Genomic DNA, 19,900 nt, shown 5'->3' with positions numbered 1-19,900 from the left:
TCATTTCTCTGAACCTGAGCGATATCAGACGTGGTTATACATCGCCTCGATTTCGCTCTGGTACTTGGCCTCGATGATCTTGCGGCGCAGCTTCATGGTGGGGGTCAGCTCACCCAGCTCCATGGAGAAGGCGCTCGGCAGCAGGGTAAACTTCTTCACCTGCTCGAACTTGGCCAGCTCTTTTTGCAAGTCGGCGATGCGGGCTTCGAAGAACTCCATTACCCGGGAGTGGCGCAGCAGCTCGGTCTTGCACTGGTACTGCAGGTTGATGGAGCGGGCGTACTCCTCCAGCGACTCGAAGCAGGGGACGATCAGCGCCGAGACGAAGTGGCGGGCATCGGCGACGATGGCGATCTGCTCGATAAAGCGATCCTTGCCGATGGTCCCTTCCACCAGTTGCGGAGCCACGTACTTGCCGTTGGAGGTCTTCATCAGCTCCTTGAGGCGCTCGGTGAAGTAGATATTGCCTTGGCTGTCGAGCTCACCGGCATCGCCGGTACGCAGGAATCCTTCCTCGGTCATCACTTCGGCGGTCGCGTCCGGCTTGTTGTAGTAGCCGCGCATTACGGTGGGGGAGCGCACCAGCAGCTCGTTGTTCTCACCCAGCTTCACCTCGATGCCGTTCAGTGCCGTGCCGATGGAGCCGAGCTTGAACTGGCTGTCTTCGTAGCAGCAGACGGTGGCGGTGGTCTCGGTCATGCCGTAGCCGTACTTGAGGTTGAGCCCCATCGCCTGGAAGAAGAGGTTCACATCGTCGGCCAGACGGGCGCCCGCCACCGGCAGGAAGCGGGTGCGGCCGCCAAAGCGGGCGCGCAGCTTGCGAAACACCAGTCGCTCGGCAAGCCAGAGCTGGCCGTAGAGCAGCGGGGAAGCGGACTTGCCCGCCTGACGGGTGGCAACCATCTGTTTTCCGACCCGGGTCGCCCAGCCAAACAGGGCACGGCGCAGAGCCGGAGCCTGAGCGACTTTGGCCTGGATCATGGCGTAGGCCTTCTCGTAGAGGCGCGGCACAGCGCACATCACGGTCGGCTGCACCTCGCCAATCACATCCATCACCTTCTGCGGATCGCGGATATAGACGTTCTCGGCGCCGCAATAGAGCACGTAGTAGCTCCAGGCCCGCTCGAACACGTGGCTGAGCGGCAGCATGCAGAGCGACACATCCTGCTCGTTCAGATCGAGGCGGCTGTTGTGCATCTCGAAACAGGCGGCGATGTTGCTGAAGTCGAGCATGACCCCCTTGGGCTCGCCTGTGGTGCCGGAGGTGTAGATCAGGGTCAGCAGATCATCCATCCGGTACTGGCTTTCCCGTACTCGCAGCTCTTGCTCGCTGGGCTGATGGTTGCCGGAGACCAGAAATGTCTGGAAGTGGCTCGCCTGCTCGCAGCCGCGCAGGTTGACGCTGCCGTCGAGGGCGATGAGCTGGCGGATCTCGCCGCTTTCAATCAGTTGCAGCGCCTGATCGAACTGGGGTTGTTCGCCAACGAACAGCACCTTGATGCCGGCATCTTTGACGATGTAGCGCAGCTGATCGAGCGTGCTGGTAGGGTAGATAGGGACGCTGACACCGCGGGCGGCAAGGATGCCGAGATCGGCCTGGGTCCACTCCGGCATGTTGCGGGCATAGATGCCGACCATTTCGGTTGGCTGGTGGCCGGCACGGATCAGCGCCTGTGCGCAGTAGTCCATGGCCTGGCCCAGAGTACGCCAGCCGATGGCGCGCCACTGGCCATCTTGCTGAACCCGCAGGGCAGCCTTGTTGCCAAGCTGGGCAATACGTTCACGCATCAGTCGAACCAGATGAAGCTTCGGCATCAGTTAAACATCCTTTAATTACAGTTGTACGCCCGCGAGGGCACTAAAAATCGGGCTAGAGTTTAAACTCCAACATTACGGCTTACAAGTGTTCGCTGTTTGTCTTGGATCACAAAGAGCGCAAATAGCTCTCCCTTTGCGCAGACTGGCCGATACTGCTAGGAGGCAGAGAGAGGGTTAACGATATGAATCTGTGGGTGAAAGGGGCGTTGGCCGCGGTCGGGCTGATGGTGGTGGGGGGCGCTGCGTTTTGGTTCTTTGCCGGAACGTCATCACAGGGGCCCGCCAATCCCTGGTATCAGGGGGCCGAGGGGTATCAGCAGGCGCAGCAACAGGCGCTGGCGTTGGGCTATCCGCTGCTCTATGTGCTGGAGACCCCCAAGTGCCGCCGCTGCGGCGATCTGGAGAAGAAATTCTGGCAGAGCAAGGAGATGGCTGGCCCGCTTGCCCGGCTGGTGAAGGTGCGGCTCAGCCCGGGCAAGGGGGATGGCAGCGAGCAGATCCTGCGCCGCTTTCCCAAAGTCGCCACGCCGCCAGGCATCTATATTCAACAGCCGGGCCAGCCCCTCAGACCCATCAAGATAGTGGTGGATATCGACCAGATCTGGATGCCGGGGAAAACCTGGCTGCGTGGCTTCTATATGCCGCTCTCCGGTGCCGGATTCGAGGCGGTAGTGCATACCACTCTGGCCTTGCAGGATCCCGCGCTGGACAACGCCCCCCTCGATTGAGGGGGACAAAAGGCTTGGGCGCGACGAACAGGCTGGATCAGCCGAAATCGAACAGTCGCGACATCAGCACCGCATCTTCCCTGTCGTTGCCGGTGCCGTAGTAGTCGGCGCGGCGGCAATATTCGGCAAAACCGGCGCTCTCGTAGAGGTTGATGGCGGTCTGGTTACCGGCCCGCACCTCGAGAAACCAGGCCTCTGCCCCGGCTTGCTTGCTGCGCGCCAGATAGGCCTGCAACAGCGCCCGTCCCAACCCCTTGCCCTGAAACGCCGGATGCACGCAGATGTTCATCAGCGAGCTGTCACCGGCCACCAGATCCGAGATATAGAAGCCCGCCGGGGAACCATCGACCAGCATCAAGCCATTGAGATAGCGAGGACCGAAGCAGGAGAGCAGGTTGGCCTCACTCCATGGCTCCTTGTGAGCGGCTTGTTCGATGGGGTAGACAAGGTCGAAATCGCTCTCGAGCAGGGGACGAAACTCAGGCATGGGGGCTCCGGATGGCAAGATATTGGGCACTGGGGTTGGCAGAGGTTGCAGAGGCGGCATTTGTAAAATCAGGTAAAAAGAGCAGCATCACAGTGGGTCTTGGCGGCATGATGCAGGATCACGCCGCGTTGGCCGCAAGGTGTTGGCGCAGCTGTTGCCACAGGGCGCGCTTTTGCGCGGCGCTGGGGGTGAGCGGGCAGATCAGCGCATTTGGCCGCGCGGGGTTGGCCTCCGTCAGCCAGAGCAGGGGGGAGGCATCCGCCGTTTGCAGGTCGGCAGATGGCAGCTCGCTGAGCAGTGAGACCTCGTCGGGGGTCATGCCGAGCAACTGGCAGATATCCGCCAGCAGCGTGGAGGCAGGCAGCTGAGGCGCCAGCAACCAGAGTTTGCAGCTGGGCAGCGGAGCACTGGTGGCCGGTGCCGTCTGGCCGGGTTGTGCGGCATCTTGCGCAAGCTCGGGCGCGAGATCTGCCCCCAGCAATGCCGGACGACGCAGTTGCCAGCTTTGAATGCCCATGCGGGCCAACATGCTCTGACGAACGGGATCTTGCATTTGAGGCGACTCACTCTTGATCTGCATTGGGGAAAATTGTGTTGCGCAGGGTACACTCGAACCGCTTTTGCTGCACCCTTTGCAACGCATCATCTGGCGCATGCGGGCATGGTGCTCATCACGACACTGGCTATGCATGGGCGCAGCACGTTGCCGATACGGTATCGCACGGCCCTTGCGTTTTTTCCTGCCAGAGGCGGGTATTGTGCGGCAAGAGACACCACAATAAACATCATAACAAGACAAAACCCAAGGTCGAGCAAATGGATATCGCGCCTTGGGGCTAACATCATCCCAGCTTCGGAACACTCTCTATGTCGTCTTTAGCTCAAGCCCAGAATCCTGCGCGTCTTATTCCCATCCAGGAGCGCTTGCCCCGGCTGCTGGCCGCCCTCGGTGAGGGACTCTACGAACGGCAGGATGCCCTGCGCCTCGGTCTGCTGGCTGCCCTAAGCGGTGAGAGTGTCTTCTTGCTGGGGCCACCCGGTATCGCCAAGAGCCTGATTGCCCGCCGCCTCAAGCTGGCTTTTCACGACGCTCGCCACTTTGAATACCTGATGACCCGTTTCAGTACGCCGGAGGAGGTGTTTGGCCCCCTCTCCATTCAGGCGCTGAAAGAGGATGGCAAATACCTGCGCCTCACCACTGGTTATCTGCCTGAGGCCGAAGTGGTGTTCCTCGACGAGATCTGGAAGGCAGGCCCCGCCATCCTCAACACCCTGCTCACCGCCATCAACGAGCGGCAGTTTCGCAACGGCGACAGCCAGCACCCCATCCCGATGCGCTTGCTGGTGACCGCGTCCAACGAGCTGCCGGCGCCGGACAGCGGGCTGGAAGCGCTCTACGACCGGATGCTGGTGCGGATCTGGATGGACCGGGTGCAGGAGAAAGCCAACTTTCAATCCATGCTGGCCAGCGATGGCCACGCCCACCAGAATCTGCCGGAATCCCTGCAGATCCGGGGGGATGAGTACGAGCTGTGGCAGAGCCAGATTGAACAGGTGCGCCTGCCGGATGCCTGTTTCGAGCTTATCTATCAGCTGCGCCAGCAGCTCGACAGCCAGCTGGCCCATCGTTGCTATGTGTCGGATCGTCGCTGGAAGAAGGCGGTACGGCTTATCAAGGCGAGCGCTTTCTTCAATGGCCGCGATGAGGTCGCACCGGTAGATCTGCTGCTGTTCAAGGATTGTCTCTGGCATGACGAGGAGTCCCGCACCGCCCTGCTGGAGATGATGACCGAGTTTTCCCGCCTTTACGGCTATCAGCAACTGGCGATGACCCGTCAGTTGCTGGCGCTGCGGGATCAGTTCAAACAGCTCAAACAGAGCGTGGCCCAGCGCCTGTGCACAAAGGCCCGGCAACGCAAGCAGTGGTTTGGCCGGCGGGCGAGGGGGATCGAGATCCCGCTTGCCAATGCCAGACCCTTTGGCAAGCAGGTGCACTTCCATCTGCTCACCCCGGCGCCGCTGGATGGCGGCGATCCTGAACGGCTCACCCGCACCCTGGTGTTCGATCGCACCTTGCTCTCCCACTGGCGCCCCACCGGTGAGGCGCTGGTGGGTTATGAGTTTGGCAACCCGAAAGAGGGCCATTACGAGCTGGTACTGGACGATGAGCTGCGGCTGCAGGTGCTCGATATCCAGCGCCAGCAGATCCCGCTGGTTTTGATGGAGCGCAACGCCATCCCCGAGGTGGTGCTGGCGCCCTGGTTGCAGTCGCTCGACGAGCTGCTGGTTCAGGTCGGCAAGGTGATGCAGGAGCTCAAACAGCAGCGCAGCCTGTTCGAGCGTCACCAGCAACACCTCTTTATCGCCCAGCGCTGGCTGCAGCAGGTGGAAGACAGCTTCTTTGTGCTGAACCGGGATCTCGAACTGCTGCGCAGCGAGCTGACCCAGTGGCGCGAGCGGTTGCCAAGGCTGGACGAGTAAGGAGCGCTCATGCTTGAGATCGGCATGCTGGATCTGGGCCTTCTCATGGGAGAGGGTGAGCTGGCGGGAGAGGTGGTGGCGCTGCTGGCGGCCTCACCCAAGATTTCCGAATTTATCAAACGCTCCCCGCTACAGGGCAAGCTGCTGAAAAAGCGCCTGCAGAGTTGGGGCGAGCAGCTTGGTGAGGAGATCCGTCACAAGCCGGTGCCGGTGGCGCTGGAGCAGGAGTACCTGCTCTATCAGGCACACCGGCAACTGCCGATGACCGAGCTGATTGGTCGCCTGCCCGGCCTACTGGAGTCGCTGGAGCAGTACAGCCCCTTCGCTGGGGAGGCACGATCCTTGGTGCGTCAGCTGACGGCCCACCCCACCGAGGGGCTGCGCCAGCTCTTTATCGACAAGTGGCGCGCCAGTCTGGTGGGGAGCCTGTTGCAGTTGCAGCAGCAGATCGCCGAAGCGGAGCGGGAGAAGCAGCGTCAGGAGATTGAAGATCAGCTGCTGGCGAGCCGCACCCTGGCCGATGCCCTCGACCCCAACCAGATCTCCGCTGGTGGTTTGTGGGATCTGGCGCAGGGGCACTGGCACAAGCGCAGTCTAGTGCTGGTCAAGCAATACGCCCGCATGTTGCAGCGCGAGCCTTTGCTGGCGGAGATTGCCGGTCTGCTCGGGCGCAGCGAGCGGGATCGGCGGGCGCAGGAGCAACCTGTGCCGCCGGTTCAGGTGCTGGAGCTGGAGCCCGCTCCCAGCGACGATGTGCCGGACGATCTGGTGGGCATCCATCAGGCGAGCGATCTGATGCGGCTGCTGCCAAGCGAGGCGGTGATGCTGGGCCTGCCCGAGCTGGAGCTGGAGTTCTACCGCCGCTATCTGGAGCGGCGTCTGCTCAGCTATCAGTCACGTGGCACCTTGCCGCGCCAGCGCATCATGTTGCGTACTCCGGAGCAGGGGGGGCAGCAGTTGCAGCAGCGAGGCCCCTTTATCGTCTGTGTCGATACTTCGGGCTCCATGGGCGGTTATCCCGAGGAGTGTGCCAAGGCACTCTTTCTGGCGTTGCTCAAGGTGGCGATGGATGAGAAGCGCGGCTGCTACCTGATGCTCTTCTCCACCGAGGTGGCGACCCTCGAGATCACCGCCGATACCGGGCTGGACAAGGCGGAACGCTTCCTCTCCATGAGTTTTCACGGCGGTACCGATCTGGTGCCTTGTCTGGAAAAAGCGCTGGCCAAGCTCGATGATCCCGCTTTTGCCAAGGCGGATGTGCTGGTCATCTCCGACTTTATCGCCCAGAGTCTGCCCCATCCCCTGCTCGATCAGATGAACCGCTATCGCCAGCGCCAGACCCGTTTTCACGCCGTCGCCATGTCCCGCCACGCCAAGCAGGCGCTGCTGCGGGTCTTTGACAACAGCTGGCTGCTCGATTGTGGCCTGCGCGGCCGGCTGCTGCGGCGCTGGCAGCATCACTAGTGACCGGGAGGGGGCAACCCCTCTTGAGTTGTTATCCCGCCCCCTCTTTTTCGCTGTGCGTCCCCGCTTTTATTCCAACGCGATGATATCGCAGTAAAATGTGACTAGCCTGCCATTCGGGCTCTCTGTCCGGGTGATAGCCTTTACAACCATTGTTACAGGGGAAAGATGGTGATTTTCCGGCATCGGCTTGCCCGATGATCTTTCCCATTGATCCGGAGTGTGTATGAGCCGACTTGCCTTGCTGCTGTTGCTGGCGGCGTTCGGGCTGGCAGCCAAACCCTTGTCCCCCGAGCAGTTGGAAAATGAACTGGGAGGGATGGAGCGGGTCTACCAGCCGATCGAGTTGCTGCGGGAGCGCGTTGCCCGTTTGCAGCGGGACGGCAACGCCTATCCGCCGTCGCAGCAGATGCGGATCAGTCGTCTGGCTTGCTGGGCCCAATCGGCCGATGACATGCAGGAGTCCCGTACCGCCATCGCCAATGCGGAGCGGATGCTGGCCATTGCGCGCGAACAGGGTAATGACGCCGCCGTGGCGGAGCTGACGATTTGCCGCGGCTGGTTCAATCAGCTGCTCGGCGAGGTAGTGAAGGCTCGTCACGATTACGATGAGGGGCTGCGGCTGGCAAGAGAGGCCGCCGTGCCAAAGCTGGAGGCGCTGGCGCTGGCCCGCCGGGGGGCCATGCTGTCTTTTCAGGGGGTCTCAGGCCAGGGGCTGATGGATCTCACCAAGGCGCATAATATCTACGAACAGCTGGGGTTGCCCACCTGGTATCACCAGGCGCAGCTCGAGATTGCAGCCACATTTCGTCGTATGGGCCTCTACGCCGAAGCGCTCGCCACCCTCAACCGGTTGAGCGAACACTTTGCCAGGAGCCACGATGGATTTGGCTCGGCAAGGTTAAGTGATCAACTGGCGATGATCTATCTGCAGACCGGGCGTTATCAGGATGCGCTGGGCGAGCTTGAACGCAGTGCGGCCTTTTATAATCAGCCTCAATATCTGATTGAGCATGCCGAACGCATGGTGATGCAGGCCGAGGCTCTGCTCGGGCTGGATCGCCCCGCTGATGCGGGACGCTTGTTGGCACAAGCGGCGAAGGTGCTCTCTCCCGACGTTGACCCCATCCTCCATGCGCATCTCGAGCTGGTGCGGGCGAGGTTGAGAGTCGAAGAGCAGGAACCAGTGCCAGCCTTGCGTGCGCTTGAGAAGATTGAGCCGATTTTGAAGGTGGAAGGGCACGTGCGCTTTTTGCTCGAGCTCTACTGGGTACGCAGTCGGGCGCTCGAGTTGCAAGGCGATTATCCGGCGGCGCTGGCTGCATTGCGGGAGCATCTGGTGCAGGAGCAGCGGCTCGATCAGCTGTTACGGGAACAGAGCACGGCCTGGGTTCGCGGCGAGTTCGAGCTGGCCCGTCAGGAGGGGGAGAACGAGCGACTGCGAGTCGAGCAGCGACTGCAGCAGCAGGAGCTGGAGCAGGTCAAGGAGCGTCGGTTCTGGCTGCTGGTGGTGATGGTGCTTTGCGGGGGACTGGCGCTGCTGACGATGGGGTGGCTGCTTGATCGCAACCGTCGGATGCGTCGTCTGGCCTTTACCGATGAGCTGACCGGCATCAACAACCGCCGTCGGGTGCTGCGGCAGGGCAGCGATATGTTGGCGCAGGCTCGCAGGCAGGGCTCGCCATTTTGTCTGCTGGTGTTCGATATCGATCACTTCAAGCGGATCAACGATACCCTGGGCCATCATCAAGGAGACAGGGTGCTGCAATGGGTCTCTCGAGCGGCAGATCGTCAGCTGCGGCACCAGGATCAGTTGGGGCGTACCGGCGGAGAGGAGTTCTTGATCCTGCTGCCGGATACCAGCCTTGAAGAGGCGTGCCGGGTGGCTGAGCGGATCCGTCACTCGGTCGCCAACCGGGCGCTGCCCGGCATGTCGTACCCGGTAACCATCAGTATCGGATGTGCCTCTTTGCGAGACGATGATCAGGATCTGGCGGCCTTGATCCAGCGTGCCGACAATGCGCTGTATCGTGCGAAAGAGGCGGGGCGCAACCGGGTGGAAACAGACGAGTGACGGGCTGGGTATTGTCACTCACCAGGGTGTCATCGCTATTGGGAGCACACAGATACGGCGATGATGCTCGTCCCCTGCGCTCGTTCTTGCCTGAGATGGCAGATTGGCAAGCGCGAGCGCAGAAGACCGTTAGAAGGGCGTTATGCCCAGGCGCTGCCGCCATTGAGGTGAAGCACTTCACCATTCATGTTGTTATTGCTCATCAGGAATAGTGCGGCCTGCGCATAATCCTCTCCCTCTCCCAAGCGCTTCAACGGCAGGCTTTGCGCCACGGCTGCCACTTTTTGTGGGTCATTGCCCAGTGCTTTAAGCAGCATGGGAGTGCGCATGGGGCCCGGGTTGATGACGTTGATCCGACGGGGGGTCAGCTCGGTCACCAGACTGTGAGCCAGCGTTTCAACCGCGCCAGCTGCAACGGCAGGGAGTGCCTTACCTAGTTGTGGGCGGCGCGTCACCATCCCGGACGTGAGCACGATGGAGCCGCGTTCGGACAGTTTGGGTGCTGCGGCGCGGATCGCATGAACACTTCCCCAGAAGCGGCTGTCCATGTTGATTTTCAAATCCTCGATGGCAGCGGTGAGAAAGCTGCCTGGTCGCATGACGGCGGCGGTGATGACGAGATGATCCAGCGAATCCAGCTGGCTGAAAAAGTGATTGACGGAGTCGACGTCGAGAATATCCAGTTGATGGCCACTGGCATTTGGGCCCAGTTCAGCCAGCGCAGTGGCAAGCTGCTCACGGCTGGAACCGCCGATAATGACCTTGGCGCCTTGCTCGATCGCTTGTTGGGCGGTGGCCAGGCCAAGACCCGAGGTACCACCGATAATGACGATCTGTTGATTGTGCAGGGTGGAATGTTTCATGTAATGACCTCTCCATTATGTAGATACGATTTACATATTTGTAGCTGGATAGGGAAAGTCCAAGTATGAAAATTTATCAAGAGTGGTTGTTGCTGGCATGGGGAGGGGGCCAAGTCCACGTGGTCCGGATGCTGCCATCCGATTCGGAGTGTTTGATTTTCTGTTCAGTTGGAACCTGTGGAACGGCTGAGCGGCCAAATTATCATCTCTTGTCAGGCTGGGTATTTTTCACTCGCGCGGGTATAATGTCGCGCAATTTTGCTTTGACTCAGGCGAGAAGACCCATGTAACGCAACCCTCCTCCCTCTCTCCACCAGGTTGGCAATACGCCAGCTGGCGTGGCTTTCGTTGCGTATACATGTGCCGTGAGCGGCATTCCGGATTTATTCCCACGGTGGCTGATGCCACCGCTCAATAGAAGAACGTTGAATTATGTCAGCTGAATTTCTGAGTGAAGTCTCCAAGAGACGCACTTTTGCGATCATTTCGCACCCGGATGCGGGTAAAACCACCATCACCGAAAAAGTCCTGCTGTTCGGACAGGCCATTCAGCGCGCCGGTACCGTCAAGGGCCGTGGCTCGGGTCAGCACGCCAAATCCGACTGGATGGAGATGGAGAAGCAGCGTGGTATCTCCATCACCACCTCGGTGATGCAGTTCCCCTATGCCGATTGTCTGGTCAACCTGCTCGACACCCCGGGTCACGAGGACTTCTCCGAAGATACCTACCGTACCCTGACGGCGGTCGACTGCTGCCTGATGGTCATCGACGCCGCCAAGGGTGTTGAAGACCGGACCCGCAAGCTGATGGAAGTGACCCGCCTGCGTGATACTCCCATCCTCACCTTCATGAACAAGCTGGACCGTGAAGTGCGTGACCCGATGGAAGTGATGGATGAGGTGGAGCGCGAGCTGAAGATCATGTGCGCCCCCATCACCTGGCCCATCGGCTGCGGTAAATCCTTCAAGGGGGTCTATCACCTCTACAAGGATGAGACCTATCTCTATCAGAGCGGTCAGGGCCACACCATCCAGGAGAAGCGGGTGGTCAAGGGGCTGAACAACCCGGATCTGGATGCCGCCGTCGGCGAAGATCTGGCCCAGCAACTGCGCGACGAGCTGGAGCTGGTGCAGGGCGCCTCCCCCGAGTTCGATCACGATGCCTTTATCGCTGGCGAGATGACCCCGGTCTTCTTCGGTACTGCACTGGGTAACTTCGGTGTTGACCACATGCTGGATGGCCTGACCGACTGGGCGCCGTCTCCCATGCCGCGCAAGGCCGAGAGCCGCGAAGTGGTAGCGACCGAGGAGAAGTTCTCCGGCTTCGTGTTCAAGATCCAGGCAAACATGGATCCGAAACACCGCGACCGTATCGCCTTTATGCGTATTGTGTCAGGTACTTACAGCAAGGGCATGAAGATGCGCCATGTGCGCATCGGCAAGGATGTGAACATCTCCGACGCCGTGACCTTTATGGCCGGTGACCGTGAGCAGGCGGAAGACGCCTTCGCCGGTGACATCATCGGTCTGCACAACCACGGCACCATCCAGATCGGTGACACCTTCACCCAGGGTGAAGATCTCAAGTTCACCGGTATCCCGAACTTTGCACCGGAACTGTTCCGCCGCATCCGCCTGCGCGACCCGCTCAAGCAGAAGCAGCTGCTCAAGGGGCTGGTCCAGCTCTCCGAAGAGGGCGCGGTACAGGTGTTTCGTCCGCTGATCAGCAACGATCTCATCGTGGGTGCGGTCGGTGTGCTGCAGTTTGACGTGGTGGTTTCGCGCCTCAAGAGCGAGTACAACGTCGAGGCCATCTACGAGGCGGTCAACGTCTCCACCGCCCGCTGGGTGGAAGGGACCGACGTCAAGAAGTTCGAAGAGTTCAAGCGCAAGAACGAGGTCAACCTGGCTCTCGATGGCGGTGACAACCTCACCTATATCGCGCCGACCATGGTCAACCTGCGCCTGGCTCAGGAGCGCCACCCCGACGTGGAGTTCCGCCAGACTCGCGAGCACTGATCACCGCTGGTTTGCTTATTGGCAGATAATCAAAGAGACCCCGCTTCGGCGGGGTCTCTTGTTTTGTGCCGTTTGCCTGTTTAAGGAGGGATGCAGGGGGTAATGGTTCAGCATATACCAGTCGCAAGCAGCCCTCACCCTAGCCCTCTCCCGGAGGGAGAGGGAACCATCAGAGGTCTGCCTGAAAGGTCGCGGAAGTGTTTTTGCCCCCTTCTCCCCTTGCGGTAGAAGGGTTGGGGATGAGGGGGCTACCCCAGTGTCAGCACCATGCAGATCTCGCAATCCCCGTGGCCGGTGCAGCCAAGGGGGCCGGGCAGGTGTTCAAAGCCCAATGATTCATAGAGGCTGGTGGCTTCGCGCAAGACCTCGGTCGTTTCCAGATAGCAGCGCTGATAACCAAGTGCGCGCGCCTCGTCCAGTGCCTGCAACACCAGCCGCTTGCCAAGGCCCAGTCCGCGCAGGGCGGGCATAAAGTACATCTTCTGCAGCTCGCAGACTCCCTCTTCTCCCGCCAATGGCGCGATACCACCACCGCCGAGGATGGAACCGTCCGGCCCTTTGATAACCCAATAGCGGCTCTTTTCCCCCTGATAGCTTTGGGAGAGGGTGTCGAGATTGGGATCGGATACCCCATACCCCTTGTCGGCGGTGAGGCCATATTCGGCCGAGACGGCGCGGATCACCAAGGCGATCTGGGGATTGTCTGCCGCTGTGATGGGGCGGATCTGGTAGCCCCGCTGGCGACGGGCGCGGGAGAGGGCGCTGCGATAGAGCCGCAGCCCTTGCCACAGCTGCTCCCGCTCAGGCAGGCTCAACTGCGCCAGCATCTCTTCCATCGCCCCGTCCATCTCCCGGTGCAACTCCAGCAGCATCCCCTGACCGTTGACGGTGAGGCGGGCCTCCTTGCTGCGGCCGTCGGAGGGGTGCGGGTGCCAGCTGATGAGCTCCCGCTCGGCGAGGCGGGCCAGCGGGCGGCTGGCGTTGGATTTGTCGATGTGCAGCTTTTCTGCCAGTTGCTGGTTGGTGGCCGGGGCGTTTTCCAGCTCGATCAGCAGGTGAGCCTCGATGGGGGTGAGGGCCAGATTGCCGCACTGCTGGGAGAGCATGCCGAGTTCGCGAACCAGATCGCGTGACAGGGCGCGCAGGGGACGGGGATCCATATCGTGGTTTCCTATTTAGTTGTGCATGACAACTAAAATAGCGTAAAAGTTGTAATTCGCAACCTTTTGCTGTGATGACTTGCAGAATTTGGGGTGAGCGGCAGCCCCGTTGATTGGGCTGCCGCAGGTGGGGCGGTCGTCAGGCGGCGGCTCTGATAGCCAGCTCCGGGCGGCGGGAGAAGCAGCGGGCGAGCAGCAACATGGTGGCGACGCCTATGGTGCCCAGCACCAGCCAAGGGAGGGCCGGTTGTCCCTGTTGCAGCGAGAAGTCATAGAGGGAGCCTCCGCCCACATAGCCGGTCATGCCTCCAAGCGCCAGTCCGAGGCGGCTGAAGCCCATGTAGCTGCCGCGGGCTGTGGGGTTGGCCAGCCGGGTCATCAGGGTCTCCCGGGCCGGTTCGCAGATGATGATCCCCAGATAGAAGCAGGCCAGCAGTACGAAGATGCCGGAGAGGGTGCTGACGAAAGCGACCAGCCCGATCCCCACCGTCATCAGCAGGATACCTGCCATCAGTCGGGTCTCCAGCCGATAGCGCCGTTCGCTGAAACGGGCGATGGGGTAGAGCAGCGCCAGTGACAGCGCCGTTTCCAGGCTGTACATCCAGCCCACTGCCGTGGTGGTGCCGGAGAGCTGCTTGACCAGAATAGGGAAAATCAGCATCACCTGTACCCACAGCATGTAGTAGCCGCTCAGGATCAGTACCAGTCGGCAGAAGGCGCGATCCGCCAGCACCTGTCCCAACCCTTCCCGCATCGGAGTCGGTTTGACCGAGAGGCGGTAGGCAGGCAGAAGGGTCCAGTTGCACAGGGCCGCCAGGGTGAAGAGCCCGGCGCCCAGCAGGCAGACATAGGTGAAGTCAAAGCGCAGCAGCCAGCTGCCGAGCAGGGCACCGGTGACGGCCCCTGCGCTCTCCAGCATCATCAGCAGGGAGATAAAGCGGCCCCGCTCATGGGGACGGGTAAATTTGATCACCAGTGCCGCCCGGGGCGGGTCGAACAGGCAACCGCCCAGTCCGGAGAGGAAGCAGGAGAAGATCAGCATGGCGCCACTGTCGGCCCAGGCCAGGGTGGCAAAGCCGACGGCGCGCAACAGCATGCCGGTGACGATTAGCGGGCGGGCGCCGAAACGGTCAGCGAGGGAGCCGCCAAAGATCCCCAGCCCCTGTTGGGTCAGCTGGCGCAGGCCGAGCGCCAGCCCCACCAGACCGGCCGCCCAGCCGAGTTGATCGACGAAGCGCAGGCTGATCATCGGCATCACCACAAAGAAACCCAGGATCACCAGTGTGGTATCCAGCGCCAGAAACCAGCGCCCCCAAAACCTCGCCCTATCGACCATAACGCCCTCTCATTCACAGATACCTTCATTCTGGAGAGGGTTTAGATATAGTGGTAGACGACAACTACCTATATTTCATATCAGGATTATTTATGTCTATGGATCTGGACGATCTGCAACTGCTGCTGGATGTGGCCGAGCTGGGCAGCTTCAGTCAGGCGGCGGCCATTCGTGGCTGGTCACAGCCGCTGGTGAGCCAGCGGATTGCCCAGCTGGAGGAGAGCCTCGGGGTGCCGCTGTTTCAGCGTCATCGACGCGGGGTGACGCCGACCCGTGCCTGCGAGGAGTTTCTGCCATCGGCCCGCTCTGCGCTGGCGATCCTGAGCGAAGGGCGGCTGGCACTGCAGGGGGCGCCTGCGCTGCCTTGTATCCGTCTCTCCAGCCTACCATCTCTTACTTCGGTGGTGTTTGGCTCGCTATTGATGGAGCTGGTGGACGAGCCGTTCGAGATCCGCTGCACCACGGATCACTCCGGCGAGATCATGCAGTCGCTGCTGACCGGCGAGGCCGATATCGGCTTTGTGCTCAAGCGCCCGCCGGTTGCGGGCCTGCAGATGGAACTGCTCTGTTGCTCCCCCATTATTGCTATCGCCTCGCCATTGCATCCGCTGGCCGGTTGTCACGGCCTCACCCTGGAGGATATTGCCGACCAGCGGCTGGCGCCTCAGGTATGGGGGCCGGGGTGTGACGTCTTTATCCAGCAGTTGCGGCGGCTGCGACGGGCCGCCAGCCCCCTGCATGCGGTGCAACCCGCCAGTGCGGCGCGGGATCTGGCGCTGGAACACGGGTTTATCACCCTGATGCCGGAGCTGGCCATCAAGCGGGATCTGGAGGTGGGGCGGCTGGTCAGGCTCGATGTGCGCAATCTGCCGCAGGAACATTGGGATGTGATGATGGCGTGGCGCGGTGGCAAGCGGCCCAACCCGGCCCGGGAAACCGTGTTGGCCACCGCCCGCACGCTGGCGAAACGGTGGCGCAATGAGTAGAACGATGCGGGACAAGGCCCGCATCGGGTGGATCAGTAGCTGGCCTTGAGGGTTACGCCACTGAACGCGGAAAACCCTGACAGCTGCACATGCCAGGTGCCCGCCTTGGGATTGGTGAACGAGCAGCTTTCGTTATTGCCCCCCTTGTAGGGACGGCAGTCGTAACTGCTGCTGGTGGGGGCGCTGCCAAAGCGGACGTAGAGGTCGGCATCACCGGTGCCGCCGCTGCTGCTGATCTGCAGCGACCTGGTGCCCGCCGGTACGTTCAGGGTGTAGTTGAGCTTGCCACCCTTGCTGGCGGCGAGGTTGCTTACCGGCACGCCGTTTTGCAGTACGTTATCGCTCGGTGGCGGCGTGGTGCCGCAGCTGGCATCAACCCCGACGGTCTGGAAGGCCCGTGCTACATCCGCCTGACTGTAACCCAGATCGGCGGTCGCCCGGATGACGCCGCAGGCCCCTTGCTGGTAGTTGGGGTTGGCGCCCCAGTAGAGGCGGTTGGCCAGCAAGAAGACTTCAAATGCCTTGCGGGTGTTCCAGCCGCTGCTGGTGGCGAGCAGGTAGAAGGCGCGGTTATAGACCCCCGAACTGTGGTGCACGTCGATGCCGTCGTAGTAGTCGCTCGCATGGCCGATGGATCTGCCATCCCGGGTCGGATCCTCGAAGTAGCGCAGTGAGCCGTTGCCCTTGAAGATCTGGGCGCCAACCAGCCAGTCGTTGCTCCCTTTCATGTAGAACTCGGCCGCTTCCCCCGCCATATCGGAGAAGGCCTCGTTGATGCCACCGGATTGTCCTGAATAGATCAGCCCGGAGTTCTGCTCGGTAAAGCCGTGGCTCACCTCGTGGGCCGCCACATCAAGGCTCACCAGCGGGTGGAAGGTGGTAGCGCCGTCACCGAAGGTCATCTGGCTGCCATCCCAGAAGGCATTTTCGTAATTCTTGCTGTAGTGAACCCGCATCTTCAGTTTGAAGGTGAGGGGCGCCGTGTTGTACCAGTTGCGGTACATGTCGAACACCACGTTGCCGAAGTAGTGGGCGTCGTTGAGGGGCGAGTAGGCGCCGTTGATCTCCTTGACCCGGTTCTCCGGGCAGGTGAACTGGTGGATGGCACCGCCTGAGGTGGCGTGGTTGAGGTTGATGGTATCGACGTTGGGGCTGGTCATCCGGCAGTTGTCATCCACGATGAGCGGGCCAAAGTCGGTGCCGTAGACGTATTTGCCGGTCTTGATGTTGCCCCCCGGGCCAGTGGCGTCCTTGTGGTTGATCCCCTCCCAGCGTTTGAGCTCCTCACCGCTCTGGGCATCAAGAATGACGAAGGGGCGGCTTGGCTTGTCACCTTCGGCGATGAAGGAGACCTGATAAACCAGCCGGGCCAGCCCGTTCTCATCCTGCATCACGTAGAGTTTGACCTGCTCGTTGCTCCCCTTGCTGCCCGCCTTGGCCTTGCTGGCGGCATCCTGTGGCGAGAGGGTGGCGACCGGACTTGCCACATCCTGATCGATCTGGCGCAGCATGCGCCCGCTGGCCTGATGCAGCTGGCCGCTCAGGCTCTTGTCAACCACGACGACCTGACCCATTACCGGGATGCCGTTCCAGACCTGCTCGTAGCGGATCCGCTGCTGGCCGTTGGGCAGCTTGACCACCCGCACCTGACGAAACTCGCCATCTTCCAGCTGCAAGGTACCACTCGCGGCACTGAGGCCTGTCATGGCCCGGATGCCGTTTGCCGTTACGTTGATCTCTACCTCTTGCGCCGCCAGTGCGGCGCTTCCCCAGCAGGCCAGCGCAACGGCCAGATAAATTTTATTCATCTCTTCTTTCCTTAAATCGGTGAGGTTGATAAACCGACCGAAGGTCGGGCGTTTTGAAGCTAGTGCCGGTGGGGGAAAGTGCCCCCTGTCAAAAGTGACAGCGCAGCACAAAGGGGTAGCAGGATCTGCCAAAGTGCCGTTTGTGGGTATTCGTCGGCGCCATGTGGAGAGCATTATCCGGTTTCAGACACCCACCCTCCTCTTTTGAGGGAGGAGAGTACGTGCGCAGTCACCCTCTGCGAAGCCTGCCGGAGGAGGGCCGTAAAAGTGGCTGGCGCGGCCAGTGGCGATTGGCTACATTGGGTGGCTGGTTCGCTATTTGATCACTGATTTGAAAGGAGAATCCCATGTTTTCATGGCAGTTGGACGACGAGCTTGCGCTGCTCTTCTTGCAGCCCGATATGGCGAGCGAACTGTTTGCCCTCTGCAATGACAACCGGGAGTACCTCTCCCAGTGGCTACCCTGGCCGCCACTGATCCAGCGCCCCGTCGACATCGCCCTCTTCATTCGCAGTGCCATCGAGAAGTTCGCCCGGGGTGAGGGGCTCACCACCGCCATCGAGTATCAGGGGGAGGTGGTGGGGGTTATAGGTTACAACAGCATCGATCACGACCTTGGCAAGGTGGTCATCGGTTACTGGCTGGCGGAGCGCTGGCAGGGTAACGGCATCATCACCCGGGCCTGCCAGGCCCTGATCCACCACGCCTTCGAGGAGATGGGGATGGAGAAGGTGGAGATCAGCGCCGCCACCGATAACGAGCCCAGCAGAGCGGTCTGTGAACGGCTCGGGATGCAGCTTGAGGGGGTGACCCGGCGCGCAGAGCGGCTGGGCAACCGGATTGTGGATCACACCCACTACAGCTTGCTGCGCGATGAGTGGCTAAGACAGCGGGAGTCCTGATGGCGCTGCCACATATCAAGACGGCCCGCACCCACCTGACCATACTGTCGCCGGATCGGGCCCCCATGATGCTCGATTTCTACCGGCGCAATCGCGACCACCTTACCCCATGGGAGCCGCTGCGCGACGAGCACTTTTACACCCTCTCGTACTGGCATGCCCGGCTGCAGGACAGCTACAGCCAGTTCTTCAACGGCACCGGCGTCAATCTGGTGGCCCTCGATCCGGCTGGCGAGCGGGTGATCGCTACCTGCAACTTCAGCAATATCCTGATGGGGGTCTTCAAGGCGTGTCATCTGGGCTACGCCATCGACCAGCAGCATCAGGGACAGGGGGTGATGGGAGAGGTGCTGTCAGCCGCCATCGACTACCTGTTTCGGGAGCACGATCTGCATCGCATCATGGCTTGCTATATGCCAGCCAATCAGCGCAGTGGCGCCTTGCTGGAGCGGCTCGGCTTCGAGCGTGAGGGATTCGCGCGGGCGTATCTGATGATCAATGGCCGCTGGGAGGATCACATCCTCACCTCGCTGATTAATCCGGCCCCCTGAGCGACAGATAAAAAAACGGGCCCGAAGTTGCCTTCGGACCCGTCTTCGAATGAGGTGCAGGCTTAGTTGGCCTTGGCATCGCTCACTGCAGCTTCAACCTTGGTAGCGGCTTCGTCAGCAGCTTTTTCTACAGTTGCAGTCGCTTCGGAGGTGGCCTTCTCTACGGTAGAGGTGGCTTCGCTAGCGGCTTTTTCTACAGTGGCAGCAACTTCGGCGGCCGGAGCAGCAGCAGGAGCGGCAGCTTTTTCTTCTTTCTGACCGCAAGCAGTCAACATCAGACCCAGGATACCGGCTACCAGTACTTTGTTCATGTGCATTCCCTCAAAAAAAGATGGAGAGATGGTCTGTGCAACCATCACAGCGCCCACCGTTGCCCGGTATTGAAACAAGAAGCCGGGAGGCAGCAGGCGGGCGCAATATAGCCCCATTAGTTACCGATGAAAACGGATATCACAATGACATTTTTTCGTGCCGTGGATAAAAAGCTCCACTGCAACGACTGATATCAATACAAGATGCCGTTAAATGGCGCTAATTGCACAATAAAACACCACTTTGCTGTCATCTTGCGGCGGTTTAACAAGGTCAAGGTTGCTCAAGCGCGGCCGATGACCCGTACCTTAGTCAGACAGCTTCTGACAGGGCAGCCGTTTTCCCTCAAGGTGGCTCTGACGGGCCAGATCCAGCAGCGCCATCACCGCCAGCGCTTCACTTGCTGGCACCGGGTTGCTCCCTTCCCCCTTGATGGCGGCGCAGACACCGCGATAGTAGGCGCCATAATCCCCCGCCTCACCCACCACGCTCTGCTGCTGTAACTGACCATCGACAATACGGCTGAGCTGACCGGGTTCGCTATCCATGCCCCAATCCGCCGCCGGTGGCCGCAAGCCCTGCTTGAGCTGATCTTCCTGCACATCCATACCGAATTTCACGAACGAACCCTGGCTGCCGTGAATGACAAAGCGCGGCATGGTGGCCGAGACCAGACAGCTGCCATGCAGAATAACCCGCAGAGCACCGTAACCCAGCACCACATGGAAGTAGTCGTCCGCCAGTGCGCCGGGGCGCTGCTCGGCCAGATCGGCCTGCAACCAGTCCGGTTGGCCGAACAGCTGCAATGCCTGATCCAGCACGTGAGGGCCGAGATCGAACCAGAGGCCGGAACCCGGGCCACCCGCTTCGCGCCAGCGCTGGCGCACTTCGGGGCGATAGCGATCGAAGTG

17 protein-coding genes are annotated in these 19,900 nt (G+C 61.0%); 8 read left to right on the top strand and 9 right to left on the bottom strand.

Annotated elements, in window-relative coordinates:
- Window positions 1-24: 24 nt before the first annotated feature.
- Window positions 25-1,815: a long-chain fatty acid--CoA ligase gene (locus tag AB5Y90_RS18510; RefSeq protein WP_368167535.1), complete on the bottom strand. Its 1,791-nt coding sequence runs from the start codon at window positions 1,813-1,815 to the stop codon at window positions 25-27.
- 185 nt (window positions 1,816-2,000) lie between these two features.
- Here AB5Y90_RS18510 and AB5Y90_RS18505 point away from each other — a divergent pair, with 185 nt between their 5' ends.
- Window positions 2,001-2,546, top strand: coding sequence for a hypothetical protein (locus tag AB5Y90_RS18505; RefSeq protein ID WP_368167533.1), 546 nt, complete (start codon window positions 2,001-2,003; stop codon window positions 2,544-2,546).
- Between the two features lie 37 nt (window positions 2,547-2,583).
- Here the strand turns inward: AB5Y90_RS18505 and rimI are convergent, their stop codons facing one another.
- A complete protein-coding gene (rimI, locus tag AB5Y90_RS18500; protein WP_005349003.1) occupies window positions 2,584-3,033 on the bottom strand; it encodes a ribosomal protein S18-alanine N-acetyltransferase in 450 nt (149 codons plus the stop codon).
- 118 nt (window positions 3,034-3,151) lie between these two features.
- Window positions 3,152-3,586: a DNA polymerase III subunit psi gene (locus AB5Y90_RS18495; protein WP_368167531.1), complete on the bottom strand. Its 435-nt coding sequence runs from the start codon at window positions 3,584-3,586 to the stop codon at window positions 3,152-3,154.
- A 314-nt stretch (window positions 3,587-3,900) separates the two neighbouring features.
- Here AB5Y90_RS18495 and AB5Y90_RS18490 point away from each other — a divergent pair, with 314 nt between their 5' ends.
- From AB5Y90_RS18490 to AB5Y90_RS18480, 3 genes are all read left to right on the top strand, one after another.
- A complete protein-coding gene (locus AB5Y90_RS18490) occupies window positions 3,901-5,514 on the top strand; it encodes an ATPase RavA domain-containing protein (RefSeq protein ID WP_368167529.1) in 1,614 nt (537 codons plus the stop codon).
- Window positions 5,515-5,523: 9 nt separating this feature from the next.
- Window positions 5,524-6,978, top strand: a complete 1,455-nt coding sequence (viaA, locus tag AB5Y90_RS18485; RefSeq protein ID WP_139473182.1) for an ATPase RavA stimulator ViaA — start codon at window positions 5,524-5,526, stop codon at window positions 6,976-6,978.
- A gap of 226 nt (window positions 6,979-7,204) precedes the next feature.
- Entirely contained in the window at window positions 7,205-9,052 is a 1,848-nt protein-coding gene (locus AB5Y90_RS18480) for a diguanylate cyclase (RefSeq protein ID WP_368167527.1), read from the top strand.
- A gap of 140 nt (window positions 9,053-9,192) precedes the next feature.
- Here the strand turns inward: AB5Y90_RS18480 and AB5Y90_RS18475 are convergent, their stop codons facing one another.
- Window positions 9,193-9,915, bottom strand: coding sequence for an SDR family oxidoreductase (locus tag AB5Y90_RS18475; protein ID WP_139402495.1), 723 nt, complete (start codon window positions 9,913-9,915; stop codon window positions 9,193-9,195).
- 429 nt (window positions 9,916-10,344) lie between these two features.
- Here AB5Y90_RS18475 and prfC point away from each other — a divergent pair, with 429 nt between their 5' ends.
- On the top strand, window positions 10,345-11,934 hold the full coding sequence (gene prfC / locus AB5Y90_RS18470; RefSeq protein WP_085942998.1) for a peptide chain release factor 3: 1,590 nt from the start codon (window positions 10,345-10,347) through the stop codon (window positions 11,932-11,934).
- Window positions 11,935-12,182: 248 nt separating this feature from the next.
- Here the strand turns inward: prfC and AB5Y90_RS18465 are convergent, their stop codons facing one another.
- Together AB5Y90_RS18465 and mdtH are read right to left on the bottom strand one after the other, a co-directional pair.
- Window positions 12,183-13,094, bottom strand: coding sequence for a GNAT family N-acetyltransferase (locus AB5Y90_RS18465; RefSeq protein WP_368167526.1), 912 nt, complete (start codon window positions 13,092-13,094; stop codon window positions 12,183-12,185).
- Window positions 13,095-13,233: 139 nt separating this feature from the next.
- Window positions 13,234-14,430 carry a multidrug efflux MFS transporter MdtH gene (gene mdtH, locus AB5Y90_RS18460; RefSeq protein WP_368167524.1) on the bottom strand — a complete coding sequence of 399 codons (1,197 nt, stop codon included), beginning with the start codon at window positions 14,428-14,430 and terminating at the stop codon, window positions 13,234-13,236.
- Window positions 14,431-14,522: 92 nt separating this feature from the next.
- Here mdtH and AB5Y90_RS18455 point away from each other — a divergent pair, with 92 nt between their 5' ends.
- Window positions 14,523-15,416, top strand: a complete 894-nt coding sequence (locus AB5Y90_RS18455; protein ID WP_005358091.1) for a LysR family transcriptional regulator — start codon at window positions 14,523-14,525, stop codon at window positions 15,414-15,416.
- A gap of 32 nt (window positions 15,417-15,448) precedes the next feature.
- On the opposite strand, the gene AB5Y90_RS18450 is transcribed toward AB5Y90_RS18455, so the two are convergent.
- On the bottom strand, window positions 15,449-17,224 hold the full coding sequence (locus AB5Y90_RS18450; RefSeq protein WP_368167522.1) for a M4 family metallopeptidase: 1,776 nt from the start codon (window positions 17,222-17,224) through the stop codon (window positions 15,449-15,451).
- Window positions 17,225-17,571: 347 nt separating this feature from the next.
- On the opposite strand from AB5Y90_RS18450, the gene AB5Y90_RS18445 reads away from it, so the two are divergent.
- Entirely contained in the window at window positions 17,572-18,126 is a 555-nt protein-coding gene (locus tag AB5Y90_RS18445; protein ID WP_368167520.1) for a GNAT family N-acetyltransferase, read from the top strand.
- A complete protein-coding gene (rimJ, locus tag AB5Y90_RS18440; protein WP_368167518.1) occupies window positions 18,126-18,677 on the top strand; it encodes a ribosomal protein S5-alanine N-acetyltransferase in 552 nt (183 codons plus the stop codon). Before AB5Y90_RS18445 ends, rimJ begins: the two co-directional genes overlap by 1 nt.
- 62 nt (window positions 18,678-18,739) lie before the next feature.
- Here rimJ and AB5Y90_RS18435 read toward each other — a convergent pair whose 3' ends face one another.
- Window positions 18,740-18,988 (bottom strand): hypothetical protein, encoded by a 249-nt coding sequence (locus AB5Y90_RS18435; protein WP_042030661.1) that lies wholly within the window; start codon window positions 18,986-18,988, stop codon window positions 18,740-18,742.
- Between the two features lie 309 nt (window positions 18,989-19,297).
- Window positions 19,298-19,900: Gfo/Idh/MocA family oxidoreductase (locus tag AB5Y90_RS18430; RefSeq protein WP_368167516.1), on the bottom strand; the 603-nt coding region annotated here is incomplete at its 5' end.

The sequence above is a fragment of the Aeromonas sp. R4-1 genome, assembly GCF_040908325.1.
In the GTDB taxonomy this organism is placed as follows: Bacteria; Pseudomonadota; Gammaproteobacteria; order Enterobacterales; family Aeromonadaceae; genus Aeromonas; species Aeromonas veronii.
The sequence above is the reverse complement of the archived record's forward strand: the minus strand, read 5'-3'. Positions and strand labels throughout refer to the sequence as shown.